This window comes from Bradyrhizobium arachidis (assembly GCF_024758505.1).
GTDB classification, from domain to species: domain Bacteria; phylum Pseudomonadota; class Alphaproteobacteria; order Rhizobiales; family Xanthobacteraceae; genus Bradyrhizobium; species Bradyrhizobium manausense_C.
On sequence record NZ_CP077970.1, the window covers coordinates 1,654,801 to 1,667,529 of the forward strand.

Here is a 12,729-nt window from a genome sequence, read left to right on the forward strand (position 1 = left end):
AGGGCTCCCCTCTCACTGCAGGAAAACATTGCTTACGGCATTCCGCAATGACCGCATTGAGACGCTCATGGTGTTTCGAAAGCCCAATGTAAATCAAAGTCGCGCCCCAGTTCATCCGCTCGGCAGGAGCAAACACTTCTTGCTCAATACTCGGCGACGTGGACCGAAACGAGCAAGCGTTCGCCAAGCTCAAGCCCTTCTTGAAAAGCTACCGCTCGATCAATTGCGGGCCGAAGGACTTGCGGCAGCCGATAAAATTCTCGGTGTGTTTCACCGCGAACCAGCCACTCAATGGTAGGAGCGCCTTGGCCATGGCGCACTGTCATAACATGTCGTTCCGTCGTACCCAGCGGAACGACAACGGTAAGATCTCACATCAACGAGAGCGGCGCCAGGAACTGGCCCAATGTCTCCAGTTTGTGAGTCATGGTCATTGAGCGAATCTGTAAACGAGTGCGATTGCGAGCTTCGCCAGAATTGGTAGGCGATTAGATTCCCTTTGTATCGTATTCATCACCTGACCACGACCGGATCGAGAAAGGCGGCGCAATCTATATCCATAACGCGAAAACACGAAATCAGCGATCTTGTGAACTCTCCAAAGTCCTTTTGCCGATGACACCCGCAGGTTTGACGATCGGAAGGAGATCAAGGCCGCGCATGAGGGACCGAAAGCAGTTCGCGCCTGCAAAGAGCGCTAACGAAATGTAGTTCATTACCGGGCAGAAACTCAATTTTTGTTGAGCGCACTCGGTCGAAGGAGCGTTGCATGCCAACGGCGCTAGTAGTGGCCGCGAGGCCTTACTTCAATGGCTTATCGCAAGCTATCGATCAATCCGAGACTTATATGATCAGGGCCGGATTTGAGCGGGCTATCGCCATGGCCGTCGAGCATCGGCCGGATATCATCCTGGTTGTATCCGCCCCAATACGAAAGGCATTGGAGACCTGCGAACGCCTTCTCGAGAACCGCTCGACGAGGAGCATTCCGATATTCATTATCTCGTTGGGCTGCAACATGTTCCACAGCCCTTCTTCTACCCTTCGCAACAAACATACTGAGGCCAGAATCGCCGGGGTCCCAAATCGACAAATCGCGCGTGGCAACAAAGGGAAGCTTAACGCCGATGACGGTCAAGATATGGTCGACGGCACACGAAAAACGCAGCTGTTGAGTATTCTTGACCTGCTCCGCTATGCGGAAGCTGAGGTGTCGGAACTGGAGCTCGAAACATCGGCCGTGCTTTTGGGAGCAGCGATCACTGATCTCGCTCAAAATTTGAAGTAGTTCACCGACGAATACGCCTCGGTGCGTTCAATCACCAATATTGGCGAGCTCAAGCGAGAGCTTCGCAGGATCTGTTGTCATCTTTGTTGTTGCAGATGAAAAGTATGCGGCGACCGATATCTCGATCATAGGCCCCTGGTTGGTCAACGCGACGGGGTTATTTCTTCCGTAGGGAGTTGCCCCGGCCCGCGATGAATGGCCAAGAAGCGCCGAGAGTACGCTTGGACCGATTGTCACTGAGCTTGCCTGCACCGTTTAGAGCGTCTTTTCGAATGTCGTCAAGACCACCTTAGAGCGATCTCGAAGGAGAACCGCTGTGGCTGCGCAGGGCGCATTGCCGTCAATTTGAGAATGCATGGGGCCTGCTGAGCTGCCGCGTAGAAGCTGCGGACGTAGAGTCAAGGCTGAAGCGGTAAATAGATTAGCTTGGCTCCTATTCGGAGCTGAAATGGACCCCGATTTTGGGACCACGTGCTTAGTTGGAAGGGGCCGCTCCGTTTGATAGACACAGCGCATGATGACGACGAAGACGAGACGCAAGATCGACGCGGCACTGAAGGCAAAGATCGCGCTGGAAGCGGTGCGGGAGCGGGCGACGGTGGCCGATCTGGCCCAGCGCTATGAGATTCACCCGAACCAGATCTATGCCTGGAACAAGCAGCTGCTGGAACAGGCGGCGCGGGCCTTTGACGCGGGTGTCGGGCGGGAGAGTGAGGAGGCTCGCGAACGCGAGATCGAGAAGCTGCACGCCAAGATTGGACAACTGACAGTCGATCGCGATTTTTTAGCGCGGAGGTCCGGAAGATGAGCGTGCCGGACTGTCGAGGAATGCCCGATCGCGCCGACATGGCGCTGTCGATCCGCCGGCAATGCATGTTGCTTGGCATCGCGCGCTCTGGGGTCTACCGGCCGCCACGGCCGGCCAACGACAACGACCTTGCCCTGATGCGGCGGATCGACGAGCTGTTCACCGCCTGGCCGTTCCTGGGCTCGCGGCGAATGACCGCGATGCTGAAGGCTGAGGGGCTTCAGGTCAATCGCAAGCGCGTGCAGCGGTTGATGCGCAAGATGGGCATCGCGGCGCTGGGACCAAGGCCGAACACGACGAGGCCAGCGCCGGGCCACAAGATCTATCCCTATCTGTTGCGCAACTTGACGATCGACCGGCCAAACCAGGTATGGGCGGCCGACATCACGTATCTGCCCATCGGCCGCGGCTTTCTTTATCTCGTCGCCATCATCGACTGGGCGAGCCGTGCGGTTCTGGCGTGGCGGTTGTCGAACACGATGGACGTCTCGTTCTGCGTGGCGGCTCTGGAAGAGGCGCTGGCGAAGTACGGCACGCCGGAGATTTCAGCGCGATGCGAAGCATCGTCGCGACAACACCGACCAAGCAGCCAGTTCACCAGTGCGGCCTTCACCGGCGCGTTGGCGGGCGCAGGGATCAAGATCTCCATGGATGGCCGCGGTCGTTGGATGGATAACGTCTTCATCGAGCGGTTGTGGCGGTCGCTCAAGCATGAGGACATCTATCTCAAGGGCTATGCCGACGGCCGCGAGGTCAAGGCAGGGGTCGCGAGCTGGATCGCCTTCTACAACGATCGTCGCCTTCATCAGGCGCATGACTATCGCACGCCGATGGCGGTCTGGCGCGAACGGATGCAGGCGGCGAAGGCTGTGGACATGGTGGACAACGCTGACGCGTTGACCACATGCCCACAGCAACTGCAGCAGACAGAGTCTCTGGCAGCGTGATAGAAAGGGATCAGGAGCGGTCAGTTTCCAACTAACAAACCGGTTCAAGCGGTCCCGCTCCGCGGGTCCATTTCAGAGCCTCGTTCGGCAAGCGCTAAATCATCCCTGTGTATGATCTGGCTAGACGCAGAGAACGCCCACGGAGATTCAGGTTCTTTGCCGGGCTGCCGAGTAATGTAGCCGAGTTCTGTGCTTGAATGGATAGAAAGACCTCGAGCGAACTCGTTGCCGTGCACGTCTCGTACAACGACGGCATCGCCACGGCCAAAGTCGCCGCAGTATGATATTACTCCCGTGGCGCAAAGATCCTCGCCGGATAGCAGATTCATTGCTGCCGCAGCATTAACGACAAGTACGCCAGCTGGCTTCAATGTCGCGGCGATTCGCGTCTTCCGCGCAATACGCGCTTCGATAGAAGGTTGAAACCAGGTACATGGCTTACCTTTGTCAAAGGCTGAGAGGGGATGCACGTCGCGACCATCCGCAATCGCCATATTGACTCCGGAGGCAAGCGCCATTCGCGCCGCGGCGAGCTTGGTAACCATCCCACCCGAGCTGTAGCCAGACCGCGCACCGCCGGCCATCCTCTCAATTTCGGGCGTCACCTCCTGCACTTCTCTTATCAACTTGACCGCTGATGATTTATATGGATCTCCCGAATAAAGACCGTCCACGTTGGACAGTAGTACCAACGTATCGCATCCAATAAGGTGAGCAACGCGAGCGGCGAGACGATCGTTGTCGCCGAAGCATGCTGCACTCCTCGCGACTACGTCGTTTTCGTTGAGCACGGGGATTGCTTGAAATGTCAGAAGATTCGTCAATGTTGCGCGCACGTTCAGCATGCGCTGCCTCTCGGTGGTGTCGTGCAAAGTGAGTAGAACCTGCGCTACTGACAGTCGATGTCGCGCGAACGACTCCCTAAAAGCTCTTGCAAGGTGCATTTGTCCAACCGCAGCGGCAGCCTGCCGCTCCTTTTTTGGCAGCGTTTTCTGGTGTAGATCAAGAGCATGTCTGCCAATGGCAACGGCACCGGACGACACCAAAACTACATCTTGGCCGCGCCCGCGAAGGCGCCCAATATCTTCGGCTAGCGTCTCAAGCCATGGCTCTCGAACTGTACCGCTCGCTTGGTCAACGATTAGAGCCGAGCCAATCTTCACCACAAGGCGCCGGGCCGAAGCAAGAGTTCGCTGACTCGGGTGCTCTCGAGGCAACCCGACATCCTTCCATCTTCTAGAGGTTTCGAATTCCTTCACAGCGGTCGATCGCTCAAGGTCTTATCCATAGCGCGCCATGCGCCACTTAAGAACGGCTTCTGACCACTATCGTCGCAAAATTCGCGCGAAATGGACCTCGGCGGACTTGCTAAGGAATCCTTCTACATGAATGTTCTTTGCAATTGGCGCCAGCTCCTGCAATCCCACAATGAACGAGCGGTTCACACACTCCTTCGTTCGACGATAAGTGATTTCGGGATAGGCTCCCAGGGCCATAGCTCGCGAAATCCCTTTCTCGACGACTTCCGTCCCTTGAGCAACCTCATTGAAGAACTTGTGTTGTAAGGCCCATTTGACTGATACAGCTTCGCACCCGAAAACAATGTCAGACGTCGCAGCGCGCCCCAGCGACTTCTCCAGCATGTAGGCGCCGATCGGGCAACCTAGGCCATATTTGAGCTCCCAGCCGAGCGCCTTCGCTGTTGGCGTCCCAACACGCCAATCACAGCAAAGCGCGATTTGGACTCCGCCCCCTATGGCATACCCGTCGATTGCTGCGACGGTAGGCTTTGGTACGTTTAGGATCGCAACATAAAGCCGCGTCAGTCGATCTACGAGTTCCTCAACGGCGGCCTTTGTTTTCACATCGCGTGCTTCATTGAAATCGTCACCGACGCAGAAGGAGCGACGCACTCCACCGGTGAGAACCATTGCCTTCACGGCAGGTTCGTCTTGGGCCAATCGACAAGCGGCGATGATACCTCGCTCAAGCTCTCGGTTGAGCGGATTTAGCGGATTTGCACGATTGAACTGCGCCACGAGGACGCTACCCCTCGTGTAAAGATCTATTGCTGCCATACCCATCTCACGTGCCCTTCGAAAGCTTCGCCTGGCTTGCGAACGCCGACCCTGCACCACTCTTGCAAGCGCACAGCCGTCCTTCTCGATCGCGCCAACTCTATAGATCATTCGAGCTAGGATACAAGAAGAGATTCTCATTATCGATGCATATACATCGTTGACTCTTCTTTCTATAGTTGTACACTCTTGGCCATCTTCTTACGTTCAAGGGTGATGAGTACAATGAATCGAAACAGCGGCGATGGTCGGTCCTTGTCGAATTGCGTCCCGCTAACCGCCAAAGATCTTTACGAGATCGGAGAAATTCCGCCGTTGGGTCATGTACCGAAGCACATGTATGCCTGGGTCATTCGCCGGGAGCGCCACGGGGATCCGGAATCCGCAATGCAAGTAGAGGTCGCTGATACCCCTGGGATAGGACCATCGGACGTCCTAGTCATGATTATGGCGGTCGGGGTGAACTACAACGGCATTTGGGCCGCCCTCGGGCAGCCGGTTTCACCCTTCGACATGCATCGCCAATCCCAACACATTGCGGGATCTGATGCAGCCGGGATCATCTGGGCGCTCGGCGATCAAGTGAAGAAATGGAAAGTCGGCGACGAGGTGGTTATTCATTGCCACCAAGACGATGGCGATGATGTTGAGTGCAATGGGGGCGATCCCATGTTCTCGCCTTCTCAGAAAATTTGGGGTTATGAAACTCCCGACGGATCCTTCGCGCAATTCGCCCGCGTTCAATCGCGGCAGCTGCTACATCGGCCAACGCACCTAAGCTGGGAGGAAAGTGCGTGCTATACGCTCACGCTGGGTACTGCATATAGGATGTTGTTTGGTCATCCTCCGCACGTCATCCGACCAGGTCAAAACGTTTTAGTGTGGGGCGCGGCTGGGGGGCTTGGCTCGATGGCAGTTCAACTCATAACCGAAGCGGGCGCCAACGCTATCGGCGTTGTTTCTAACGAGGCGAAGCGGGACTATGTAATGTCGTTGGGAGCCAAGGGCGTCATAAATCGCAAGCACTTCGACTGCTGGGGCCAACTTCCTGATATCGATGAAACAGCCAAGTACAGCGACTACATGAAGAAGGTTCGACGTTTTGGCAGAGCCATTTGGGAGACCACAGGAAAGAGCAACGACGTCGACATTGTGTTGGAACACCCGGGAGAAGTGACATTTCCAGTAAGTTGCTTCATCGTGAAACGAGGCGGAATGGTCGTCTTCTGCGCTGGCACCTCAGGTTATAATCTTACGCTGGATGCGCGGTTTGTCTGGATGCGGCAAAAGAGAGTCCAGGGCAGCCACTTCGCTAATTTTCATCAGGTATGGGAAGCGAATCGACTTGTTTCTGAACGGCGCATAGATCCCTGCTTGTCAGAAACTTTCACTTGGGCCGAAATTCCGCACGCGCACAGGAAAATGTGGAGGAACCAACACCTTCCTGGAAATATGGCGGCTCTGGTCCAAGCAAATTCGGCTCAGCCTATGAACTAAGTGAACGTAAAGTTGGGCATGCCGCCGACGGCCCGACATAGAAATCGACGCGACATAAAGATGTATCGAGTCGCCCGTGAACAAGCCTCTAAGCGATTGAGCGAGAGTCTATTTTTGGTATTTGAGGGCGTTCGAGATTGCAGGGATTTAAGGCTTGAGCGTCCCAAACCTTGCAAATTCGTTTTTGGATTCACCTTCGCTGTGAACCGTGCTTTTGTGGTGCATCGGAGGGGACGATGCGGCCGAAGAAGCACAAGACGACGGGATCGAACGATCTGTTCCGAGCACGGCTGGACCAGATCATCAACATGAACCACGAGTTGGTTCTGCTTGCCGGCAGGATCGATTGGGACTGGATCGACGGGGAGATCGCGCCGCTCTACAGCGAGAACGGCAGGCCGGGTATCGAGACCCGCTTCATGATCGGGCTGTTGTTGCTCAAGCACATTTACGGGCTGCCCGATGAGGGGGTGTGCGAGCGCTGGGTCCACGATCCGTACTTCCAGTTCTTCACCGGCGAAGAGTTTTTCCAGCACGTTTTCCCGCACGAGCGCTCAGACCTGAGCCATTGGCGCAAGCGGTTCGGCGACAAACTGGAGCGGTTGTTGGCCGAGAGCCTTCGGGTGGCGCACAAGGCCGGTGCGTTGCCCAGCCAAGACCTCAAGCGGGTCACGGTCGACACGACCTGCAGCCGAAGGCCATCAGCTTCCCAACCGACGCCAAACTGCTGCATGCAGCGATCCGGGGGTTGAACCGCCTGGCGAGGAAGCACGCGGTCAGGCTGCGGCAATCCTATGCTCGCGTGGCCAAAAGCGCGGCGAGGATGGCGGGCCGTTACGCCCATGCCAAACAGATGGGGTGGATGCCAGCCTTCTCCGACGGCATCGCAATGTGCCAAGTTTGTGGTGAGACAGCCCGGTAAGGAAAGGCAGAATCCATGAAAGAAGTTACCATCGTCGGAGTCGATCTGGCAAAGAACGTTTTTCAACTGCATGGGGCGGCGGCCGATGGATCTGTCGTGTTTCGGAGAAAGCTGACGCGTCTGCAGTTTCGTAAAGTTCATGGCGGGTCACCCCACCTGTGTCGTGGCGATGGAGGCTTGCGGCAGCTCCCATTACTGGGCTCGCGAGATGATTCGGCTCGGTCACCAGCCGAAATTGATTGCGCCTGGCTATGTCAAAGCCTTCATCAAGCGGCAGAAGAATGACGCCGCGGATGCAGAGGCGATCGTCGAAGCGGCGCTACGTCCGACCATGCGCTTTGTCGCGCCGAAGACCGAGGGACAGCAGTCCCGCGCCATCGTCTTTCGCACCGGGAACAGTTGGTCAATCAGCGCACCGAAGTGGTCAACGTATTGCGCGCATACTTGTATGAATTCGGCTATATTGCTCCGCAAGGCATTGGCCACCTGCGCAGTCTGATCGAGGTCATCGAGAACGAGAACACGGAGCTGCCGGATCTGGTTCGCGAGATCTGCCGTGGTTTGCTGGACCAAATTGCTCAGATGACAGGCCGCCTCGAGGCACTGAAGAAGACGATCGACGCGCTATCCAGGGAGGGGGAAACATCGCGGCGCTTGCAGACTATGCCCGGTGTCGGTCCTATCGCCGCCCTTGCCGTCGAGACCTTTGCGCCACCGATGGAGAGCTTCAAGTGCGGTCGAGATTTCGCCGCCTGGCTCGGGCTGGTCCCAATGCAGAAGTCGACAGGAGGCAACCAACGGTTAGGGAAGACCTCGAAGATGGGCCAACGCGACATTCGACGATTATTCATCCTCGGTGCCATGGCTGTCGTGCAATGGGCCTCCCGAAAGGGCCCGCGCGAAGGCTCCTGGCTTGCTCGCATGATATCGAGGAAGCCGCGTATGCTGGTAGCAGTTGCGTTGGCCAACAAAATGGCACGTGCTGTCTGGGCCATGCTGACGAAACAGGAGGACTACCGGAATCCGGCGATGGTGTAGGTATGATCATTTATCAATACACCTAAAGCCGGTACGTCGGAGATGTGAGGAAGGCAAGAACCGCATGGGCAAATGATCGATCAGATCGGGGTCAGGAAAACCAGGGCTTGAACGGGAGCCTCACGAGCTCGTCAAACAGATTAGGGCCTGATCCGCGCATCACCATACCGGCCCGCGGCATGTGAATGGCCGCACCCTAAAGGCCTGACACAAGTCCGCCTCGATCACACGCCAAGAAGTTCGAAGTTTCCCTTGCAAAACGGCTGGCATCCACACAAGTTCAACCGGCATCAGCGACAGCTGCGTATCCTGCGCAGCCGGCTGGGCCGGATCATCCGCGACATCCGCCGCAAGACCGAGGGCCTGCCCGCACTGGAGGAGGCATTCGCTCTCCCACTCGGCCGGGCCACGCAGATCCGCTCGCAGCGGCAGCGCCAGCGCGGCTTCAAGCTTTATTCCTTCCATGCTCCGGAGGTGGAGTGCATTGGCAAGGGCAAGGCCAGCGCGCCTTACGAATTCGGGGTGAAGGCCTCCATCGTCACCAACAATCGCCGGGCTCCTGGTGGCCTGTTCGTGCTGCACGCCAGGTCGTTGCCCGACAATCCATACGACGGTCACACCTTGCGGGACGTCCTTGACCGCACCGAGACACTCACCGGCTGTGCGGTCGAACGGGCTTATGTCGACAAGGGCTACCGCGGCCACGACGCGCAAAATCCCCGCCGCGTCTTCATCTCCGGCCAGAAGCGTGGCGTCTTCGGCGCCATCAAGCGCGAGCTGCGCCGCCGCTCCGCCATTGAGCCCATCATCGGACACCTCAAAACGAAGGACACCTCGGCCGGTGCTACCTCAAAGGCCGCGCCGGGGACGCCGCTAACGTCGTCCTCTCGGCCGCCGGCCACAACTTGTATGGGGTGTCTCTTGTCAAGAGTTTTAGCGATTCTTCTCCTTGTACCGAGGGTGCAGTTGTGTGCGTCAAGTTCGGTAAATTGATCGTGGGGTCCGGCGAAGCCATCCCCTCGGAGCCGCCGTCGCTCGCTTGCTCCAGGCGCAGCACTGGCGAGCGACGCGGCGGAGAGGGGTGGCCCATCCCCTTGGTGGGCCTAAGCATGGTCCGGCGGCAGGGCGTAACGTCCCCATCTTGCGCTCTTTCAGCAGGTCCATGTTCAGATAGCGATAGGCTTCGAGCAGGATGGCATGGCAACAGAGAGACATTCCGAGGGAGCTTGCAATATCCAGCGGGCATCGCGCCGCGTACTTGTATGCGGTCGAACGCAGTGTTCGACCATGATGCAGCAATGCGCATCTCAAGCGAAGCTCGGGCAGCGGGCCCATTCTTCCGCGAGGTCATATGGACCAAGTTGTGGCGCGGGTCACCGCCACCTCGGAGTATCAGGGCTCGGCGGTTGCTTCGCCAAGCCCCAATTGAGGTGTCGCGTCGCGCGTTCATGCTACCGGGCGGGCGTAACTTGATCCCTAAAGGTATTTCGCCTGTCGTCGTCAAGCGCCAGAACGCAATGAGCAATTTACGCGCGAGCGCCACGATCATGGTCTTGCGCGTACCGCCGCGCGCGTCGGCCACGCGAGTATGGAACCATTGCCAGCGCGTGCAAGGCCCTTCTCCCGTCTTCGCCTGTCGCTCTCATCGGGAGCGCCCGTGAGGCCCGCGTAACGCGCGACCGCTCTGCGATCTCTCAATTGCCGGGAGAGGATCATGCACGAGCATGTCCGCTGTTTCGATTCCAACGCCAATGATCCGCGCCAGCAATTTGACCATCGCGTGCGCTCCGCTCTCGGAAACCTGCAAACGATGTAATCGAGCCGCCTCGATCTCCCTGATCTGCTCTCTGACGAGGCGAAGGCGGGCCGTCCCGGCGCATCTCGGCGATAGTGTTGGGTGGGAGAAGCACTCCTGCCGGCGTGCGCAGCGTCTCGAGCTGCTTTGACGCATGACGCAGCGTCGGCTTGAAATTGCGAATACCCAGGCGAACGAGACATGCCTTCATTCGATTGATAATGCTGGTCTGATGGCTGACAAGGTTCTCACGCTCGCGGTTCGGATGTCGGGCGTCCTCTTCATCGAGACTTGGGATTGCCGCCATTTGGCAATGGTCCGGCTCTCCGCGTAGCTAACCGAGAAGAGCGCGCTTCAAATGCTCGGTGTCGAGACGATCGGTTTTAGCCCGCCGGTGCTCGCGGGGGACGGCGACGCTTGTTGAGTGGATAACGAAGGCCTCGACGCCACGAGCCCGCAGCCACCGCGCCAGCCAAAAACCATCGCGACCGGCCTCAAAGCCGACTGCTATACGTGTGATCGCGTGCCCAACGTTTGCGGCCTCCTCGCGCCAGTGATGTAGCAACCGGAGCAGCGCGTCTTCGTCGGCGCCAAGCTTCTTCAACGGATGACGATCCAATCCGGGGACGATTCCAGCGACGAGCCAGCTTGAGAGGCTCATCTCAATGACCGCGATCAGCGTACTGTTCTGTTCCAGGACCGTGGAAGACCTGCCGAGATCGTTCGCATTTTGCATGGGGGTGCTCCATTGCTCATGACCAGCCTCAATACTCTCACGGCTTTGCCGGTCACCCCATAGTATCTTCCGCCGCGTCCTCTCCTGGCTCGGAGAACTCTTGGCCCTGCTCCTGGGGCTGCTACGGCGAACCCTCGCCTGTCCACCCCAACTCAATCCGATTTCTTAACGGGCGACTATTTCCTTATCGACGTCGCCGAGCTCCAGGCCGCTGAAGGCAAGCTCAACTGAAATGGACCCGCGGAGCGGGACCGCTTGAACCGGTTTGTTAGTTGGAAACTGACCGCTCCTGATCCCTTTCTATCACGCTGCCAGAGACTCTGTCTGCTGCAGTTGCTGTGGGCATGTGGTCAACGCGTCAGCGTTGTCCACCATGTCCACAGCCTTCGCCGCCTGCATCCGTTCGCGCCAGACCGCCATCGGCGTGCGATAGTCATGCGCCTGATGAAGGCGACGATCGTTGTAGAAGGCGATCCAGCTCGCGACCCCTGCCTTGACCTCGCGGCCGTCGGCATAGCCCTTGAGATAGATGTCCTCATGCTTGAGCGACCGCCACAACCGCTCGATGAAGACGTTATCCATCCAACGACCGCGGCCATCCATGGAGATCTTGATCCCTGCGCCCGCCAACGCGCCGGTGAAGGCCGCACTGGTGAACTGGCTGCTTGGTCGGTGTTGTCGCGACGATGCTTCGCATCGCGCTGAAATCTCCGGCGTGCCGTACTTCGCCAGCGCCTCTTCCAGAGCCGCCACGCAGAACGAGACGTCCATCGTGTTCGACAACCGCCACGCCAGAACCGCACGGCTCGCCCAGTCGATGATGGCGACGAGATAAAGAAAGCCGCGGCCGATGGGCAGATACGTGATGTCGGCCGCCCATACCTGGTTTGGCCGGTCGATCGTCAAGTTGCGCAACAGATAGGGATAGATCTTGTGGCCCGGCGCTGGCCTCGTCGTGTTCGGCCTTGGTCCCAGCGCCGCGATGCCCATCTTGCGCATCAACCGCTGCACGCGCTTGCGATTGACCTGAAGCCCCTCAGCCTTCAGCATCGCGGTCATTCGCCGCGAGCCCAGGAACGGCCAGGCGGTGAACAGCTCGTCGATCCGCCGCATCAGGGCAAGGTCGTTGTCGTTGGCCGGCCGTGGCGGCCGGTAGACCCCAGAGCGCGCGATGCCAAGCAACATGCATTGCCGGCGGATCGACAGCGCCATGTCGGCGCGATCGGGCATTCCTCGACAGTCCGGCACGCTCATCTTCCGGACCTCCGCGCTAAAAAATCGCGATCGACTGTCAGTTGTCCAATCTTGGCGTGCAGCTTCTCGATCTCGCGTTCGCGAGCCTCCTCACTCTCCCGCCCGACACCCGCGTCAAAGGCCCGCGCCGCCTGTTCCAGCAGTTGCTTGTTCCAGGCATAGATCTGGTTCGGGTGAATCTCATAGCGCTGGGCCAGATCGGCCACCGTCGCCCGCTCCCGCACCGCTTCCAGCGCGATCTTTGCCTTCAGTGCCGCGTCGATCTTGCGTCTCGTCTTCGTCGTCATCATGCGCTGTGTCTATCAAACGGAGCGGCCCCTTCCAACTAAGCACGTGGTCCCAAAATCGGGTCCATTTCAAATCACT

At 58.2% G+C, this 12,729-nt stretch carries 7 protein-coding genes and 3 pseudogenes; 6 read left to right on the forward strand and 4 right to left on the reverse strand.

Going from position 1 to position 12,729, the window contains the following annotated elements; translation table 11 throughout:
• Positions 1-769 precede the first annotated feature (769 nt).
• Complete coding sequence (locus tag KUF59_RS07395; RefSeq protein ID WP_258769071.1) at positions 770-1,288, forward strand: PleD family two-component system response regulator; 519 nt, start codon at positions 770-772, stop codon at positions 1,286-1,288.
• A gap of 517 nt (positions 1,289-1,805) precedes the next feature.
• Positions 1,806-3,043, forward strand: a protein-coding gene (locus KUF59_RS07400) for an IS3 family transposase (RefSeq protein WP_258769976.1) whose coding sequence is annotated in 2 segments (ribosomal slippage) — positions 1,806-2,082 and positions 2,082-3,043 — 1,239 coding nt in all. Because the reading frame shifts where the segments join, the coding sequence is not laid out codon by codon here.
• Between the two features lie 44 nt (positions 3,044-3,087).
• Here KUF59_RS07400 and proB read toward each other — a convergent pair.
• Complete coding sequence (gene proB, locus KUF59_RS07405) at positions 3,088-4,302, reverse strand: glutamate 5-kinase (RefSeq protein ID WP_309500947.1); 1,215 nt, start codon at positions 4,300-4,302, stop codon at positions 3,088-3,090.
• A gap of 66 nt (positions 4,303-4,368) precedes the next feature.
• Positions 4,369-5,082, reverse strand: coding sequence for an enoyl-CoA hydratase/isomerase family protein (locus KUF59_RS07410; RefSeq protein WP_258769072.1), 714 nt, complete (start codon positions 5,080-5,082; stop codon positions 4,369-4,371).
• Positions 5,083-5,346: 264 nt separating this feature from the next.
• On the opposite strand from KUF59_RS07410, the gene ccrA reads away from it, so the two are divergent.
• The 4 genes and pseudogenes from ccrA to KUF59_RS07430 form a co-directional block, all read left to right on the forward strand.
• Complete coding sequence (gene ccrA, locus KUF59_RS07415) at positions 5,347-6,618, forward strand: crotonyl-CoA carboxylase/reductase (RefSeq protein ID WP_258769074.1); 1,272 nt, start codon at positions 5,347-5,349, stop codon at positions 6,616-6,618.
• Between the two features lie 236 nt (positions 6,619-6,854).
• Positions 6,855-7,471, forward strand: a pseudogene (locus KUF59_RS07420) (transposase); the annotation flags it as partial.
• An 84-nt stretch (positions 7,472-7,555) separates the two neighbouring features.
• Positions 7,556-8,578, forward strand: a pseudogene (locus tag KUF59_RS07425) (IS110 family RNA-guided transposase).
• A gap of 267 nt (positions 8,579-8,845) precedes the next feature.
• Positions 8,846-9,483, forward strand: a pseudogene (locus tag KUF59_RS07430) (transposase family protein); the annotation flags it as partial.
• 1,224 nt (positions 9,484-10,707) lie between these two features.
• Here the strand turns inward: KUF59_RS07430 and KUF59_RS07435 are convergent.
• A complete protein-coding gene (locus KUF59_RS07435; protein WP_258768985.1) occupies positions 10,708-11,109 on the reverse strand; it encodes a hypothetical protein in 402 nt (133 codons plus the stop codon).
• A 303-nt stretch (positions 11,110-11,412) separates the two neighbouring features.
• A protein-coding gene (locus tag KUF59_RS07440) for an IS3 family transposase (RefSeq protein ID WP_258769976.1) occupies positions 11,413-12,650 on the reverse strand; the annotation gives its coding sequence in 2 pieces (ribosomal slippage) (positions 11,413-12,374 and positions 12,374-12,650; 1,239 coding nt in all).
• Positions 12,651-12,729: the final 79 nt, after the last annotated feature.

What these genes read in the sequence shown, in the direction of transcription:
- KUF59_RS07395 (WP_258769071.1), top strand. Translation starts at nt 770, where the DNA reads ATGCCAACGGCGCTAGTAGTGGCCGCGAGGCCTTACTTCAATGGCTTA.
- ccrA (WP_258769074.1), top strand. Translation starts at nt 5,347, where the DNA reads ATGAATCGAAACAGCGGCGATGGTCGGTCCTTGTCGAATTGCGTCCCG.
- KUF59_RS07435 (WP_258768985.1), bottom strand. Translation starts at nt 11,109, where the DNA reads ATGCAAAATGCGAACGATCTCGGCAGGTCTTCCACGGTCCTGGAACAG.